This is a genomic window from Pseudomonas fluorescens, assembly GCF_902498195.1.
In the GTDB taxonomy this organism is placed as follows: Bacteria; Pseudomonadota; Gammaproteobacteria; order Pseudomonadales; family Pseudomonadaceae; genus Aquipseudomonas; species Aquipseudomonas fluorescens_BU.
In genome coordinates this window covers 726,227-741,916 of sequence record NZ_CABVIY010000002.1, presented here as the reverse complement: position 1 = coordinate 741,916, position 15,690 = coordinate 726,227, and the positions used below count along the sequence as shown (strand labels likewise).

The following is a 15,690-nucleotide window of genomic DNA, read 5'->3' as shown; positions in this document are numbered from 1 at the left end:
GTGAGCAGCCCGCACGGAGATTCGCCATGACTCAGATCGCCCGCATCAGCGACACCGGCAACGAACGCCGCCTGCAAGCCGAACGTCTGATAGGCGCCGAGGCTTTGCAGGAAGCCCAGGCCTTGCGCTTCAACGTGTTCAGCGGCGAGTTCAACGCCAGGCTCAAAGGCGCGGAACTGGGTCTGGACATGGATGACTACGACGTACACTGCGCCCACATCGGCGTGCGTGACTTGAACACCGGGCGCCTGGTGGCGACCACCCGCCTGCTCGACCACACGGCCGCCAGCAGCCTGGGCAAGTTCTACAGCGAAGAAGAATTCAGCCTGCACGGCCTGATTCATTTGAAGGGCCCTATCCTGGAAATCGGGCGTACCTGCGTCGACCCGGCCTACCGCAACGGCGGCACCATCGCCGTGCTCTGGGGCGAGCTGGCCGATGTGCTGAACCAGGGCGGCTACAGCTACCTGATGGGTTGCGCGAGCATTCCGATGCAGGACGGCGGCATTCAGGCCCACGCCATCATGCAGCGCCTGCGCGAGCGCTACCTGTGCACCGAGCACCTGCGGGCCGAACCGAAAAAGCCGCTGCCGACCCTGGACATCCCCTCCAACGTGATCGCCGAAATGCCGCCACTGCTCAAGGCTTACATGCGCCTGGGAGCGAAGATTTGCGGCGAGCCGTGCTGGGACGAAGACTTCCAGGTCGCCGACGTGTTCATCCTGCTCAAGCGCGACGAACTCTGCCCGCGCTACGCCAAACACTTCAAGGCGGCTGTGTAATGCGTCGGTTGCGCGTGTACGCGCGAATCGCGCGAGTGCTGCTGGTGGTGACGCTGGGCCTGACCATGGCCAGCGTGTTCGGGGTGTTCGAGCGCCTGGGCCTGGCTCATTCGATGGTGCGCCGGCAGCGCTGGTCGCGGTTTTTCATGGCGCGCCTGAGCAATGCCCTGCCCTTCGACGTGACGGTTCACGGCGAGCTGCCGAAGTCGCCGATGCTCTGGGTCAGCAATCACGTGTCCTGGACCGACATTCCGTTGCTGGGCATGCTCACCCCGCTGTCGTTCCTGTCCAAGGCCGAAGTACGCACCTGGCCGGTCGCGGGCTGGCTGGCGGCCAAGGCCGGCAGCCTGTTCATCCGTCGGGGTGCGGGCGACAGCCAGTTGATCCGCAAACAAATGACCCGCCACTTGCAACAGGCACATCCGCTGCTGATGTTCCCTGAAGGCACCACCACCGATGGCCGTTCCCTGCGCACCTTCCACGGTCGCCTGCTGTCGGCGGCGATTGATTCCGAGGTGAAGCTGCAACCGGTGGCGATTCGTTATGTGCGTGGCGGCGAACCCGACACCCTCGCGCCGTTCATTGGCGATGACGATTTGCTGTCACACCTGATGCGCTTGTTTGCCAATGATCGCGGCCATGTGGAGATTCATCTGCTCAAGCCGATTGCCTGCGAAGGTCGCGAACGTGCCGCGCTGGCGTTCGAAGCGCAGCAGGTGGTGCAGAAGGCGTTGTTTGGTGAAGTGACAAAACCTGCCGAACCACGGTGTGCCGGCGAACTGATCGCCGCCTGACAGAAAAAGATCGCAGCCTTCGGCAGCTCCTACAGGGTGAACACCGCACCCATGTAGGAGCTGCCGAAGGCTGCGATCTTTTGATCTTCGCTACATCCGTTGCTGCGCAAATTCCTGAAGCTGCGGGTAGAACAACCGAAAGTCCTCGCTCAACGGTTCATACAACACCCGTAACTCCTGCATCGCCGCCGCCAGTTCCTCAGGCTTGGTCAGGCGCCGGGAAATCCCCCGCAGCACCTGCTCCAGCACTTCAAATTCCCGGTAAGAACCCAACCAGTCATTGGCCACCATGTGCGGTGCGATCTTCGCCAGACGCTCCGGCAATTGGGGCTGGCTGGACAACACCCGGTATACGTCCGAGGTGAACAGCTCCAGTGGCCGGTCCGCGTACAACCGCCAGTCCCGTGCCAGGCAGTGGTCGAAAAACACGTCGAGGACGATTCCCGCATAACGCCGGCGGGTCAGGGAGAAACGCGACAACGAGGCATCCACCAGCGGATGGCGATCGGTGAACACGTCGATGCGGCGATGCAGCGCGATGGCAAGTTCAATCTCCGGGTCGAACTGCCCTTGCAGCCGTCCCTTGACGAAATCGCCATACAGACTGCCGAGCAATTGACCGGGACGCTGCCCACCGAGATGAAGATGTGCGAGATAATTCATGGTCGCAGCTTAGCACTGCGCCCCGGTCACCATACAGACTATGTATCGTTATAACCCGATATAGCGATTTGCTCGGTCATCAGACCGAAATCATATTGGCGTATCGCGAAACAACGATATAAATTTCGCCTCATCGCGATATAGCGTTTTACACATCACGAGCCCACACCATGACCCTCAATATCGACGAAATAATAAAAGCCCTGGCGCACCCGGTACGGCGAGAAATCCTGCACTGGCTCAAAGACCCGGACGTCGAATTTCCAGACCAGTCCCACAGCAACGAGCACGGCGTTTGCGCCGGGCAGATCGATCAACGTTGCGGTTTATCGCAGTCCACGGTGTCCGCCCATTTGGCGACCCTGCAACGCGCCGGCCTGATCAGCAGCCGCAAGGTCGGCCAGTGGCACTTCTTCAAACGCAATGAGGAAACCATCCAGGAATTCCTCAAAACCTTCACTAAAGAGCTCTGACCCTTTACGTCAGCCAGCCGAAAAGGAATGAATCAATGCCCCTCTCGCTACTCATACTGGCGTTAAGCGCCTTCGCCATCGGCACCACCGAGTTCGTCATCATGGGCCTGCTGCCCGATGTGGCGGCCGATCTCGGTGTGTCGATCCCCGGCGCCGGCTGGCTGGTGACCGGTTACGCCCTGGGCGTGGCCATTGGTGCGCCGTTCATGGCACTGGCCACCGCCCGGCTGCCGCGCAAGGCCGCCCTGGTGGCGCTGATGGGCATTTTCATTGTCGGCAACCTGCTCTGCGCGGTGGCCAGTGACTACAACGTGCTGATGTTTGCCCGGGTGGTGACGGCGCTGTGCCACGGTGCGTTCTTCGGCATCGGCTCGGTGGTGGCGGCAGGCCTGGTGCCCGCCAACAAACGTGCCTCGGCCGTGGCCCTGATGTTCACCGGCCTGACCCTGGCCAACGTCCTCGGCGTGCCGCTGGGCACCGCGCTCGGTCAACAGGCTGGCTGGCGCTCGACCTTCTGGGCGGTGACCGTGATCGGCGTGATTGCGCTGATCGGCCTGATTCGCTTCCTGCCGGCCAAGCGCGACGAAGAAAAACTCGACATGCGCGCCGAACTGCGTGCCCTCAAGGGCGCCGGTATCTGGTTGTCCCTGAGCATGACCGCGCTGTTCGCCGCCTCGGTGTTCACCCTGTTCACCTATGTGGCGCCGCTGCTGGGCGAAGTCACCGGTGTCTCGCCCCGTGGCGTGACCTGGACCCTGATGCTCATCGGCCTGGGCCTGACCGTCGGCAACATCATCGGCGGCAAGCTGGCGGACAAGGGGCTGGCGGCAACGCTGATCGGTGTGTTTATCGCGATGGCGGTGGTGTCCACGGTGCTGACCTGGACCAGCGTCGCGCTGATCCCGACCGAAATCACCCTGTTCCTATGGGCCACCGCGTGTTTCGCCGCCGTGCCTGCCCCGCAAGTCAACGTGGTGACCTACGGCAAGGCCGCACCGAACCTGGTCTCGACCCTGAACATCGGCGCGTTCAACGTCGGCAACGCCCTGGGCGCCTGGGTCGGCGGCAGCGTCATCGCCCACGGCTTCGGCCTGACCAGCGTACCCCTGGCGGCCGCCGCACTGGCAGTACTCGCCCTGCTGGCGACCCTGATCACTTTCCGTCAGAGCGGTAATCCCGAGCTGGCTCCTGCTACCAACTGATACCTCATAAGGGTTTTGAAATGACGACTATTTTCGATCCGATCAAACTGGGCGACCTGGAACTGGCCAACCGCATCATCATGGCCCCGTTGACCCGCTGCCGCGCCGACGAAGGCCGTGTGCCCAACGCGCTGATGGCCGAATACTACGTACAACGCGCTTCGGCCGGCCTGATCCTCAGCGAAGCGACCTCGGTCACCCCGATGGGCGTCGGCTACCCGGACACCCCGGGCATCTGGTCCAACGACCAGGTGCGCGGCTGGACCAACGTCACCAAGGCGATCCACGGCGCGGGCGGCAAGATCTTCCTGCAACTGTGGCACGTCGGCCGCGTCTCCCACGAGTCGTACCTGAACGGCGAAAAACCGGTCGCCCCGAGCGCCATCCAGCCTAAAGGCCACGTCAGCCTGGTGCGTCCACTGGCCGACTTCCCGACGCCGCGCGCCCTGGAAACCGCTGAAATCGCCGACATCGTCGACGCCTACCGCGTCGGTGCCGAAAACGCCAAGGCCGCCGGTTTCGACGGCGTGGAAATCCACGGCGCCAACGGCTACCTGCTCGACCAGTTCCTGCAAAGCAGCACTAACCAGCGCACCGACCAATACGGCGGCTCCCTGGAAAACCGTGCCCGCCTGCTGCTGGAAGTGACCGATGCAGCGATCGAAGTCTGGGGCGCTGGCCGTGTCGGCGTGCACTTGTCTCCGCGTGCCGACTCCCATGACATGGGCGACGACAACCTCGCCGAAACCTTCACCTACGTCGCTCGCGAACTGGGCAAACGCGGCATCGCCTTCATTTGCTCGCGCGAAAAAGAAGGCGCCGACAGCCTCGGCCCGCAACTCAAGGAAGCCTTCGGCGGCCCGTACATCGCCAACGAGCGCTTCACCAAGGACAGCGCCAACGCCTGGCTGGCGGCGGGCAAGGCCGATGCGGTTGCCTTCGGTATTCCGTTCATTGCCAACCCTGATTTGCCGGCGCGCCTGAAAGCGGACGCACCGCTGAACGAAGCGCGTCCGGAGTTGTTCTATGGCAAGGGACCGGTTGGCTACATCGACTATCCCACGCTGTAATTATTAGTCATTGATACTAAAAAGCCCTGACTCGAATAGAGCCGGGGCTTTTTAGTTTCGGAGAACACGGATTAAACAAACAACTCATTACATACTCCACAAGCAAACTACCAAGCGCCTCGCTATCTTCAGGTACTCGCTACACCACAACCACTCGAGATCGAATCATGGACGATATAGAAGAATACCTGTCTCACCTTGAAGGAATAATTGGTCAAGATGCAATCAACCAGGAAAGAATCTACTTATCTGGCTTGAGCAAAGAAGAGCTTGAAGAGAAAAAAGCGAAGTTCGCTTTTGAAAGAACGTATGAAGCAAGCTACGAACAAGCTCGGCAGCGGCAACCAATCATTTGGGAATCGGTTCGCAAAAAAACCTCTGAAACCAATGTCCTGATCCAAATCTACAATTGTACTCGCAACAGTTTTTCAATGACCAATTCGACCTGGAACAGTGAACCCGGAGATTTAGACATCCCGCCAGGAAATTGCATTGCATTTACATTGCCTGGCGTTTTACTTAGACGCATCAACCGTGCGAATACCAGCTTTAGAAGTTCGCAAGTCAGCCATCATTTTACATACCGCAGCGGCGACTACGCTTTTGACTTCTCAACAGCATCGCAACTCACCATGCGATATGAAGCGTTTTCTTTTGGCAATACGATATCCGTTTCACGACGACACAGCATTCGCTCGATTGGCCAGAGCGAAATATTGTGCGATTACCTCTTGGAACAAAACCAGAGCGCCTCCCCTTACAGCTACGCCATCGCGATTAAAATCCGCGACCCATTCTAATTGTAACTGCTCCTCAACGAGCAAACGCCCTTACGAGGGCGTTTGCCTGCCTTTGCTCAAATCGAAACGGGCAGCCGCCGTATCAAATACAAAATCCCTACAAAATACCGAGCTTGCTACCTGTCAACCGGTCAAACGTAAGTATATAAAAGCACCCCACCGCCCTGGAGCCCCATGAAGAACTGTTCATCCAGGCCTTCGGCGGTTGACACGCGGGAAGCCGATTACGCATTTTGTTTCACTTACGCAGGCTGGGATTGAAACGCAGCATGTCCAGCGCGATATCGACCCAACGCTCGGCCTCGGTGTGCAACTCGTAGCTGTCGGGTGCGAGCAACCATTGATACAACAGGCCATCTATATAGGCATGAATGCTGATGGCCGCGCGGGCGGTGTCGAGATTGTCCGGCAACTGCCCACGGTTCACGGCATTACGCAGGGTCTGGCCAATCCGCGAGTTGCATTCAAGGCTGGCCGTGCGCCGCTGCTGGCGCAAGTCACACATTTCATCGGTGAACTCGCACTTATGAAACAGAATTTCGTTGATGCGCCGGGTCTTGGGGTCCAGCGCAACTTCATGAAACAAATGAATGAGCAGCCTGCGCATGCAGCCCAACGGGTCGAGTTCGTCTTCGCTCTCGGCGGCCTTGGCCAGTTCATCCAGGGGCTCTTGCAAGGTGTCGAGCATGGCCTGCAGCAGATCCGCCTTGTTGCTGAAATGCCAGTAGATAGCACCGCGGGTGACACCGGCCAGGGTCGCGATGTCCGCCAGGGTCGTACGGGCCACGCCCCGCTCGAAAAAGGCCTTTTCGGCCGCTTCGAGTATCTGGTTGCGGGTTTCTTGAGCTTCCTCTTTGGTGCGACGGACCATGGCAGTACAACCTCAATCAGGATGCTTCAGCGATGTCTGAATATCAGCTGAATAAAAGCGGGGCGAGCGTTCTTGGGGCGCGTCCCCGGGCCTACAATTCCAACCTTGCGACGGCCGCTGTAACGGCGAGGATACCGAGCCGAGGTATTTACAAACAACCGTGAATGTAAGTATATTCCTTAGCAAGCTACTTATCCACCCGGTACTCCATTTTTAAACCTTCCATGTTTTCTTGTGCGTTTCATGCGCGCCTGACCCGAGGATTTTCATGCAATTCAAGCCAGCTGTTACCGCTCTGGTCGCCGCCGTCGCCCTCGCATCGTTGCTCAGCGGATGCAAAAAGGAAGAAGCGGCACCGGCCGCACCACCGCCTCAGGTCGGCGTCGTCACTTTGCAGCCGCAAACGTTTACGTTGACCTCCGAGCTGCCGGGCCGCACCAGCGCGTTCCGCATCGCCGAAGTGCGCCCACAGGTCAACGGCATCATTCTCAAGCGCCTGTTCAAGGAAGGCGGCGATGTCAAAGCCGGCCAGCAGCTGTACCAGATCGACCCGGCGGTCTATGAAGCCACGCAGAAAAGCGCCGAAGCCAACCTGCGCTCGACCAAGTCGATCTCCGACCGCTACCAGCAACTGGTCAACGAGCAAGCCGTGAGCCGCCAGGAATACGACACTGCCGTGGCCAATCGCCTGCAATCGGAAGCCGCCCTGCAAACCGCCCAGATCAATGTGCGCTACACCAAGGTCTACGCGCCACTGACCGGTCGTATCGGCCGCTCTTCGGTGACCGAAGGCGCCCTCGTCAGCAACGGTCAGACCGAAGCGATGGCCGTCATCCAGCAACTGGACCCGATCTACGTCGACGTCACCCAGTCGTCGGTCGAGCTGCTGCAACTGCGCCGCGAACTGGAAAGCGGCCGCCTGCAAAAAGCCGGCGACAACGCCGCGATGGTCAAGCTGACCCTTGAGGACGGCAGCCAGTACAAGCAGGAAGGCAAGCTGGAATTCTCCGAAGTCTCGGTTGACCAGACCACCGGTTCCGTAACCCTGCGAGCCGTGTTCCCCAACCCGGACCACACCCTGCTGCCAGGCATGTTCGTCCACGCCCAGTTGCAGGCCGGTGTGAACAGCGCGGCGATCCTCGCCCCGCAACAAGGCGTGACCCGCGACCTCAAGGGCAGCCCGACCGCACTGGTCGTCGGCCCTGACAACAAGGTCGAACTGCGTCAGCTCAAGGCCAGCCGCACCGTCGGTAACCAGTGGCTGATCGAAGACGGCCTGAAGGCCGGCGATCGCCTGATCACCGAAGGGCTGCAGTTCGTCAAACCTGGCGTGGAAGTCAAGGCCAGTGAGGCGACCAACGTCGGCGCAAAGAACCCGGCCCCCGCCAAGGCAGCTGAGCAGGCTGCCAGCGGCAAAGGGGAGTAAACCATGTCCAGATTTTTTATCGACCGTCCGATTTTCGCCTGGGTAATCGCCCTGGTGATCATGCTGGTCGGGGCACTCTCGATCCTCAAACTGCCGATCAACCAATACCCGAGCATTGCGCCGCCAGCCATTGCGATTCAGGTGACCTACCCGGGTGCCTCCGCGCAAACCGTGCAGGACACCGTGGTGCAGGTGATCGAGCAACAGCTCAACGGTATCGACAACCTGCGTTATGTGTCCTCGGAAAGTAACTCCGACGGCACCATGACCATCACCGCGACCTTCGAGCAAGGCACCAACTCCGACACCGCACAGGTCCAGGTGCAGAACAAGCTGAACCTGGCCACCCCGCTGCTGCCGCAAGAAGTGCAGCAGCAGGGTATCCGCGTGACCAAGGCGGTGAAGAACTTCCTGCTGGTGATCGGTGTGGTGTCGCGTGACGGCAGCATGACCAAGGACGACCTGTCCAACTACATCGTGTCCAACATGCAGGATCCGATCTCCCGGACTGCCGGTGTCGGTGACTTCCAGGTGTTCGGCTCCCAGTACGCCATGCGTATCTGGCTCGACCCGGCCAAGTTGAACAACTACAACCTGACCCCGATCGACGTCAAGACCGCCATTGCCGCGCAAAACGTGCAGATTTCGTCTGGCCAGCTCGGCGGCCTGCCGGCCATGCCCGGCACGCAGCTGAACGCGACGATCATCGGCAAGACCCGCCTGCAGACCGCCGAGCAGTTCAACAAAATCCTGCTCAAGGTCAACAAGGACGGTTCCCAGGTTCGCTTGAAAGATGTCGCCGACGTGGGCCTGGGTGGCGAGAACTACAGCATCAATGCCCAGTTCAACGGTGCCCCGGCGTCCGGCCTGGCGGTGAAACTGGCCACCGGTGCCAACGCCCTCGACACCGCAAAAGCCCTGCGCAAGACCATCGACAACCTCAAGCCGTTCTTCCCGCAAGGGATGGAAGTGGTGTTCCCGTACGACACCACCCCGGTGGTGACCGAATCGATCAAGGGCGTGGTTCACACCCTGGTTGAAGCGGTCGCGCTGGTGTTCCTGGTGATGTTCCTGTTCCTGCAGAACTTCCGCGCCACCGTCATCACCACGATGACCGTGCCGGTGGTATTGCTCGGCACCTTCGGCATCCTCGCGGCGGCCGGTTTCAGCATCAACACCCTGACCATGTTCGGCATGGTGCTGGCCATCGGCTTGCTGGTGGACGATGCCATCGTCGTGGTGGAAAACGTCGAACGGGTGATGAGCGAAGAAGGCCTGTCACCCAAGGAGGCCACCAAGAAATCCATGGGGCAGATCCAGGGTGCGCTGGTCGGTATCGCCCTGGTGCTGTCGGCCGTATTGCTGCCGATGGCGTTCTTCAGCGGCTCCACTGGTGTGATCTACAAGCAGTTCTCGATCACCATCGTCTCGGCCATGGCCCTGTCGGTACTGGTTGCGTTGATCTTCACCCCGGCGCTGTGCGCCACCATGCTCAAGCCGATCCCCAAAGGCGAGCACGGCACGCCCAAACGCGGCTTCTTCGGCTGGTTCAACCGCAACTTCGACCGTGGCGTACGCAGCTACGAGCGTGGCGTGGGCAACATGCTCACGCACAAGGCGCCCTACCTGCTGGCATACCTGATCATCGTGGTCGGCATGATCTGGCTGTTCACCCGCATTCCAACGGCGTTCCTGCCGGAAGAAGACCAGGGCGTCCTGTTCGCCCAGGTGCAGACACCGGCCGGCTCGACGTCCCAGCGCACGCAAGTGGTCGTGGACCAGATGCGTGAATTCCTGCTGCGTCCGGGCAAGGATGGCGGTGAAGGCGATGCCGTGAACTCGGTGTTCACCGTGACCGGCTTCAACTTCGCCGGCCGTGGCCAGAGTTCGGGCATGGCGTTCATCATGCTCAAGCCGTGGGACGAACGTAACGCCGACAACAGCGTGTTCAAGGTCGCGGCGCGTGCCCAGCAGCACTTCTTCACCTTCCGTGACGCCATGGTGTTCGCCTTTGCGCCACCGGCGGTACTGGAGCTGGGTAACGCCACCGGTTTCGACGTGTTCCTGCAAGACCGCGCCGGCATCGGTCACGACAAGCTGATGGAAGCCCGTAACCAGTTCCTCGGCATGGCCGCACAGAGCAAAGTGCTGACGCAAGTGCGTCCGAACGGCCTGAACGACGAACCGCAATACCAGCTGGAAATCGACGACGAGAAGGCCAGTGCCTTAGGCATTACCATCGCCGACATCAACAACACCCTGTCGATTGCCCTGGGCAGTAGCTACGTCAACGACTTCATTGACCGCGGTCGGGTGAAGAAGGTGTACGTGCAAGGCCAGCCGGGGGCGCGCATGAGCCCTGAAGACCTGAAGAAGTGGTACGTGCGCAACAGCGCCGGCACCATGGTTCCGTTCTCGGCGTTCGCCAAGGGCGAGTGGATTTACGGCTCGCCGAAACTGGCCCGCTACAACGGCGTGGAAGCGATGGAAATCCTCGGTGCCCCGGCCCCGGGTTATTCCACCGGTGAAGCCATGGCCGAAGTCGAGGCCCTGGCCAAGAAACTGCCGGCCGGCGTCGGTATTTCCTGGACCGGTCTGTCCTACGAGGAACGTTTGTCCGGCTCCCAGGCACCGGCGTTGTACGCGTTGTCGCTGCTGATGGTGTTCCTGTGCCTGGCGGCGCTGTATGAAAGCTGGTCGATTCCGATCGCGGTCATGCTGGTGGTGCCGCTGGGGATCATCGGGGCACTGATGGCCACCAGCCTGCGCGGCCTGTCCAACGACGTGTACTTCCAGGTGGGCCTGTTGACGACCATCGGCCTGGCGGCGAAAAACGCCATTCTGATTGTCGAATTTGCCAAGGAACTGCACGAGCAAGGGCGCAGCCTGCGCGAGGCGGCGATCGAAGCCTGCCGCATGCGTCTGCGACCGATCATCATGACCTCGCTGGCGTTCGTCCTCGGTGTGGTCCCCCTGGCCATTTCCACGGGTGCAGGCTCCGGTAGCCAGCATGCCATCGGTACCGGGGTGATTGGCGGTATGATCACCGCCACCGTCCTGGCGATCTTCTGGGTCCCGCTGTTCTTTGTCACCGTGTCGGCCATGGGTCAGCGTAAAAACGTCGACCAGGAAGACGCCACTGAAACTCCTAAAGAGGCTGGCTAATGAGCAAGTCGCTACTCTCCCTGGCAGTCGCCGCCTTCGTGCTCGGTGGCTGCTCGCTGATACCTGATTATCAGCAGCCGGACGCTCCGGTGGCAGATCAATACCCGCAGGGCCTGGCGTACTCGCCGGCCCAGGCACCGGCCCAGGCCGCCGCCGAGCAGGGCTGGAAGCAGTTTTTCCATGACCCGGCCCTGCAACAGCTGATCCAGGTCGCCCTGGAGAACAACCGTGACCTGCGTGTCGCGGCCCTGAACATCGACGCCTTTGCGGCTCAATACCGCATCTCCCGCGCCGATCTGTTCCCGGCCGTTTCGGCCAATGGCACTGGCAGCCGCCAGCGCGTCCCGGCCGATGCTTCGCAAACCGGTGAGGCGGGTATCACCAGCTCCTACTCGGCCACCGTCGGCATCAGCGCCTACGAACTGGACCTGTTCGGCCGGATTCGCAGCCTGAACGAAGAAGCCCTGCAGAAGTACTTCGCCACCGAAGAAGGCCGGCGCAGCACCCAGATCAGCCTGGTGGCCAGCGTGGCCAATGCCTACCTGACCTGGCAGGCCGACAAGGAACTCTACAAGCTGACCCAGGACACCCTGGCCGCGTTCGAAGAGAGCTACAAGCTCACCGCCCGCAGCAACGAAGTGGGCGTGGCCTCGGCCCTGGACCTGGCGCAGTCGCGGACCTCGGTGGAAAACGCCCGGGCGCAACTGGCGCGGTATACCCGCCAGGTCGCCCAGGATGAAAACAGCCTGGTGCTGCTGCTCGGCACGGGGATCCCGGCCAATCTGCAAGCGGCCCGACCGCTGAACGACGACTTGCTGAGCGACGTACCGCCCGGCCTGCCGTCCGACTTGCTGCAACGTCGCCCGGACATCCTGCAAGCCGAATACAACCTCAAGGCCGCCAACGCCAACATCGGCGCGGCGCGGGCTGCGTTCTTCCCGAGTATCAGCCTGACGGCCAACGCCGGGTCCCTGAGCCCGGACCTGTCCGGCCTGTTCAAGGGCGGATCGGGCACCTGGCTGTTCCAGCCGCAGATCAACCTGCCGATCTTCAACGCCGGCAGCCTGCGCGCCAGCCTGGATTACTCGAAAATCCAGAAAGACATTGGCGTGGCGAACTACGAGAAGTCCATTCAAACGGCCTTCCAGGAAGTCGCCGACGGCCTGGCCGCCCGCGAGACCTACACCCATCAGTTGCAGGCGCAGCGTGATTTCGTCGCCGCCAACCAGGACTACTACCGCCTGGCCGAGCGTCGTTATCGCATCGGCGTCGACAGCAACCTGACCTTCCTCGATGCCCAGCGCCAGCTGTTCAGTGCCCAACAGGCGCTGATCACCGACCGCCTGGCGCAACTGGTCAGCGCCGTGAATCTGTACAAGGCGCTGGGCGGTGGCTGGAACGAACAGACGGCGAAGAACGAGCCGTTGAAAGAAGAAGCGCCGAAGCTGAAGCTGTTCTGATCGCGCGTTGAAAACACGAAGCCCACCTTTTGGTGGGCTTTTTGTTGGCTTTGAACAAGCGAAGATCAAAAGATCGCAGCCTTCGGCAGCTCCTACACGAAATCGCGATCTTCTGTAGGAGCTGCCGAAGGCTGCGATCTTTTGCTGTTCGATAATCGCCCAAAACCCACTTTCACCAATTGAACCATCTAGTACATTCACAGCACCATTCGACCACAAAACCAATAACAACAGGTTCGACACCATGCCCCCGCGCCCTGCCCTGTCCGGCTGATCCCCTGGCTTCACCCAAATAGGTCGACTTTCGTCTGCACCCACCCGGTTGCGGCACTACCCGTTTCATCCCCAAGAATTAGAGAGACTCAAGCCATGACGCCTTCTACCGCGCAGTATTTTGTTCCCAGCCTGATTGCCCTGGCACTGGCCAGCGCGGCCCTGTCCGCCCAGGCCGAAGAGTCCGGCTTTGTCGAAGGCGCCAAGGTCAACCTGAACCTGCGCAACTTCTACATCAACCGCAACTTCACCAACCCGACCAAGGCCCAGGGCAAGGCCGAGGAATGGACACAGAGCTTCATTCTCGACGCCAAGTCCGGGTTCACCCAGGGCACCGTCGGGTTCGGCATGGACGTGCTGGGGTTGTACTCGGTGAAACTCGATGGCGGCAAAGGCACGGGCGGCACGCAATTGCTGCCGCTGGACAGCGACGGTCGCCCGGCTGACAACTACGGTCGCACCAACGTGGCGTTCAAGGCCAAGTTGTCGCAGACCGAAGTGAAGGTGGGCGAATGGATGCCGGTGTTGCCGATCCTGCGTTCCGACGATGGCCGCTCGCTGCCGCAAACCTTCCGTGGCGGCCAGATCACCTCCAGGGAAATCAACGGCCTGACGCTCTATGGCGGCCAATTCCGCCAGAACAGCCCGCGGGACGACAGCAGCATGGACGACCTGTCGATGACCGGCAAAGCGGCGTTCACCTCGGACCGTTTCAACTTCCAGGGCGGCGAATACCTGTTCAACGAAAAACGCACCCAGATCGCGGTGTGGAATGCTGAACTCAAGGACATCTACAGCCAGCAGTTCATCAACCTGACCCACAGCCAGCCCCTCGGCGACTGGACCCTGGGCGCCAACCTCGGCTTCTTCTACGGCAAGGATGACGGCAGCGCCCGCGCCGGCGACCTCGACAACAAGACGATGTACGGCCTGTTCTCGGCCAAATACGGTGGCAACACCTTCTACGTCGGCCTGCAGAAACTCACCGGCGACAGCCCGTGGATGCGGGTCAACGGCACCAGCGGCGGCACCCTGGCCAACGACAGCTACAACTCCAGCTACGACAACGCCCGGGAAAAATCCTGGCAGGTGCGTCACGACTACAACTTCGTCGCCCTCGGCGTGCCGGGGCTGACCCTGATGAACCGCTACATCAGCGGCGACAACGTGCACACCGGCAGCATCACCGACGGCAAGGAATGGGGACGCGAGAGCGAACTGGGCTACACCGTGCAGAGCGGTGCGTTGAAAGACCTGAACGTCAAATGGCGTAACTCGACCATGCGCCGCGACTACAGCAACAACGAGTTCGACGAGAACCGGCTGATCATCAGCTACCCGATCAGCCTGTTGTAAACACCGCCCCCCTCCGTACATCACCACAAAACAAATGTGGGAGCGGGCTTGCTCGCGAATACGGTCTATCAGTCGACATCATAGGTGACTGACACACCCTCTTCGCGAGCAAGCCCGCTCCCACACTGGATCTTCGCCGGACGTTGAAGCTTATTCCCGCGACTCAACCCCCAACTCATCCCACACCGACTCCGCCAGGTGGAATGTGGCGTTGGCCGCCGGGATGCCGCAGTAAATCGCGCTCTGCATGATCACTTCCTTGATCTCGCCACGGCTGACGCCATTGTTGGCGGCGGCGCGCAGGTGCAGTTTGAGTTCACCTTCGCGGTTCATGCCGATCAGCATGGCGATGGTGATCAGGCTGCGGGTGTGGCGCGGCAGGCCAGGACGGGTCCAGATATCGCCCCAGGCGTGGCGGGTGATCATCTCCTGGAACTCCGAGTTGAACTCGGTCAGGGTCGTCAGGCTGCGGTCGACGTGGGCATCGCCCAGTACGGCGCGACGCACCTGCATGCCTTCGTCGTAACGTTGTTTCTCGTCCACGACACTCTCCCTCAACGAGCCTGCAAAAAAGCCAGGACGCGCTCGCTGAAATCAGCGCCGGCCTGGACGTTGGACAAGTGCGCGGCATAGAACTCGGCGTACTCGGCGCCTGGCACGTGCTCCTGAATGAAATGCCCGCCGGACGGCGGCGTGACCGCGTCCTGGGTGCCGGCAATCACCAGCAGCGGGACCTTGATCGCGGACAACTGATCGCGGAAATCGGCATCGCGCACGGCCGCGCAATTGGCCGCGTAACCTTCAGGCGACGTGGCCGCCAGCATGTCGGTGATCTGCTTGGCCGCCGCCGGGTTGGCTTCGGAGAAGTCCGGGGTGAACCAGCGTGCAATCGACGCATCGCGCAAGGCGACCATGGCCGCCTTGCCGTCGCGCAGCACGGTTTCAATACGCGGGTTCCAGATCGACGGGTCGCCGATTTTCGCCGCGGTGTTGCACACGATCAGCTTATTCAGCCGTTCGCCAGCGTTGATCCCCAGCCATTGCCCGATCAGCCCGCCCATGGACAGGCCGCAGAAATGCGCCCGCTCGATGTGCAAGGCATCCAGCAGCGCCAATACGTCACGGCCCAGCTGTTCGATGCTGTAGGGCCCCGGTGTCACCAGCGATTGGCCGTGACCGCGGGTGTCGAAACGCAGCACGCGGAAATGCTCGGTGAACGCCGGGATCTGTGCGTCCCACATGTGCAGGTCGGTGCCCAGGGAGTTGGACAACACCAGGACCGGTGCATCCACCGGTCCGTCGAGTTGGTAATGCAGTTCGCCATCGGCGAGTTGAACGAAAGCCACAGCAATCTC

At 61.0% G+C, this 15,690-nt stretch carries 14 protein-coding genes; 10 read left to right on the top strand and 4 right to left on the bottom strand.

Features of this window, described 5'->3' with window-relative positions; genetic code table 11:
• Positions 1-26 precede the first annotated feature (26 nt).
• Together olsB and F8N66_RS08800 are read left to right on the top strand one after the other, a co-directional pair.
• Positions 27-782, top strand: a complete 756-nt coding sequence (gene olsB / locus F8N66_RS08805) for an L-ornithine N(alpha)-acyltransferase (RefSeq protein WP_150769799.1) — start codon at positions 27-29, stop codon at positions 780-782.
• Positions 782-1,576 carry a lysophospholipid acyltransferase family protein gene (locus F8N66_RS08800; protein ID WP_150769798.1) on the top strand — a complete coding sequence of 265 codons (795 nt, stop codon included), beginning with the start codon at positions 782-784 and terminating at the stop codon, positions 1,574-1,576. The genes olsB and F8N66_RS08800 overlap by 1 nt, the downstream gene beginning before the upstream one ends.
• Before the next feature lie 90 nt (positions 1,577-1,666).
• Here the strand turns inward: F8N66_RS08800 and F8N66_RS08795 are convergent, their stop codons facing one another.
• Positions 1,667-2,239, bottom strand: a complete 573-nt coding sequence (locus F8N66_RS08795; RefSeq protein ID WP_150769797.1) for an ACP phosphodiesterase — start codon at positions 2,237-2,239, stop codon at positions 1,667-1,669.
• Between the two features lie 170 nt (positions 2,240-2,409).
• On the opposite strand from F8N66_RS08795, the gene F8N66_RS08790 reads away from it, so the two are divergent.
• From F8N66_RS08790 to F8N66_RS08775, 4 genes are all read left to right on the top strand, one after another.
• Complete coding sequence (locus F8N66_RS08790) at positions 2,410-2,712, top strand: ArsR/SmtB family transcription factor (protein WP_150769796.1); 303 nt, start codon at positions 2,410-2,412, stop codon at positions 2,710-2,712.
• A gap of 35 nt (positions 2,713-2,747) precedes the next feature.
• A complete protein-coding gene (locus tag F8N66_RS08785) occupies positions 2,748-3,914 on the top strand; it encodes an MFS transporter (RefSeq protein WP_150769795.1) in 1,167 nt (388 codons plus the stop codon).
• A 20-nt stretch (positions 3,915-3,934) separates the two neighbouring features.
• Positions 3,935-4,984 (top strand): alkene reductase, encoded by a 1,050-nt coding sequence (locus tag F8N66_RS08780; protein WP_150769794.1) that lies wholly within the window; start codon positions 3,935-3,937, stop codon positions 4,982-4,984.
• 167 nt (positions 4,985-5,151) lie between these two features.
• On the top strand, positions 5,152-5,784 hold the full coding sequence (locus F8N66_RS08775; RefSeq protein WP_150769793.1) for a hypothetical protein: 633 nt from the start codon (positions 5,152-5,154) through the stop codon (positions 5,782-5,784).
• 238 nt (positions 5,785-6,022) lie between these two features.
• Here the strand turns inward: F8N66_RS08775 and F8N66_RS08770 are convergent, their stop codons facing one another.
• A complete protein-coding gene (locus F8N66_RS08770; RefSeq protein ID WP_150769792.1) occupies positions 6,023-6,655 on the bottom strand; it encodes a TetR family transcriptional regulator in 633 nt (210 codons plus the stop codon).
• Between the two features lie 268 nt (positions 6,656-6,923).
• On the opposite strand from F8N66_RS08770, the gene emhA reads away from it, so the two are divergent.
• From emhA to F8N66_RS08750, 4 genes are all read left to right on the top strand, one after another.
• The gene (gene emhA / locus F8N66_RS08765) at positions 6,924-8,081 is read left to right on the top strand and encodes an efflux RND transporter periplasmic adaptor subunit EmhA (RefSeq protein WP_150769791.1); all 1,158 of its coding nucleotides are present in this window, start codon (positions 6,924-6,926) and stop codon (positions 8,079-8,081) included.
• Between the two features lie 3 nt (positions 8,082-8,084).
• The gene (gene emhB, locus F8N66_RS08760) at positions 8,085-11,246 is read left to right on the top strand and encodes an efflux RND transporter permease subunit EmhB (protein WP_150769790.1); all 3,162 of its coding nucleotides are present in this window, start codon (positions 8,085-8,087) and stop codon (positions 11,244-11,246) included.
• Positions 11,246-12,706, top strand: coding sequence for an efflux RND transporter outer membrane subunit EmhC (gene emhC / locus F8N66_RS08755; RefSeq protein ID WP_150769789.1), 1,461 nt, complete (start codon positions 11,246-11,248; stop codon positions 12,704-12,706). Before emhB ends, emhC begins: the two co-directional genes overlap by 1 nt.
• A gap of 369 nt (positions 12,707-13,075) precedes the next feature.
• A complete protein-coding gene (locus F8N66_RS08750) occupies positions 13,076-14,335 on the top strand; it encodes an OprD family porin (RefSeq protein ID WP_150769788.1) in 1,260 nt (419 codons plus the stop codon).
• 150 nt (positions 14,336-14,485) lie between these two features.
• On the opposite strand, the gene pcaC is transcribed toward F8N66_RS08750, so the two are convergent.
• Together pcaC and pcaD are read right to left on the bottom strand one after the other, a co-directional pair.
• The gene (gene pcaC, locus F8N66_RS08745; RefSeq protein WP_007917093.1) at positions 14,486-14,878 is read right to left on the bottom strand and encodes a 4-carboxymuconolactone decarboxylase; all 393 of its coding nucleotides are present in this window, start codon (positions 14,876-14,878) and stop codon (positions 14,486-14,488) included.
• Between the two features lie 11 nt (positions 14,879-14,889).
• Entirely contained in the window at positions 14,890-15,681 is a 792-nt protein-coding gene (gene pcaD, locus F8N66_RS08740; protein WP_150769787.1) for a 3-oxoadipate enol-lactonase, read from the bottom strand.
• Positions 15,682-15,690 lie beyond the last annotated feature (9 nt).

Excerpts from the sequence above, each read along its gene's own strand:
- olsB (WP_150769799.1), top strand. The coding sequence starts at position 27 with ATGACTCAGATCGCCCGCATCAGCGACACCGGCAACGAACGCCGCCTG.
- F8N66_RS08800 (WP_150769798.1), top strand. The coding sequence starts at position 782 with ATGCGTCGGTTGCGCGTGTACGCGCGAATCGCGCGAGTGCTGCTGGTG.
- F8N66_RS08795 (WP_150769797.1), bottom strand. The coding sequence starts at position 2,239 with ATGAATTATCTCGCACATCTTCATCTCGGTGGGCAGCGTCCCGGTCAA.
- F8N66_RS08790 (WP_150769796.1), top strand. The coding sequence starts at position 2,410 with ATGACCCTCAATATCGACGAAATAATAAAAGCCCTGGCGCACCCGGTA.
- F8N66_RS08785 (WP_150769795.1), top strand. The coding sequence starts at position 2,748 with ATGCCCCTCTCGCTACTCATACTGGCGTTAAGCGCCTTCGCCATCGGC.
- F8N66_RS08780 (WP_150769794.1), top strand. The coding sequence starts at position 3,935 with ATGACGACTATTTTCGATCCGATCAAACTGGGCGACCTGGAACTGGCC.
- F8N66_RS08775 (WP_150769793.1), top strand. The coding sequence starts at position 5,152 with ATGGACGATATAGAAGAATACCTGTCTCACCTTGAAGGAATAATTGGT.
- F8N66_RS08770 (WP_150769792.1), bottom strand. The coding sequence starts at position 6,655 with ATGGTCCGTCGCACCAAAGAGGAAGCTCAAGAAACCCGCAACCAGATA.
- emhA (WP_150769791.1), top strand. The coding sequence starts at position 6,924 with ATGCAATTCAAGCCAGCTGTTACCGCTCTGGTCGCCGCCGTCGCCCTC.
- emhB (WP_150769790.1), top strand. The coding sequence starts at position 8,085 with ATGTCCAGATTTTTTATCGACCGTCCGATTTTCGCCTGGGTAATCGCC.
- emhC (WP_150769789.1), top strand. The coding sequence starts at position 11,246 with ATGAGCAAGTCGCTACTCTCCCTGGCAGTCGCCGCCTTCGTGCTCGGT.
- F8N66_RS08750 (WP_150769788.1), top strand. The coding sequence starts at position 13,076 with ATGACGCCTTCTACCGCGCAGTATTTTGTTCCCAGCCTGATTGCCCTG.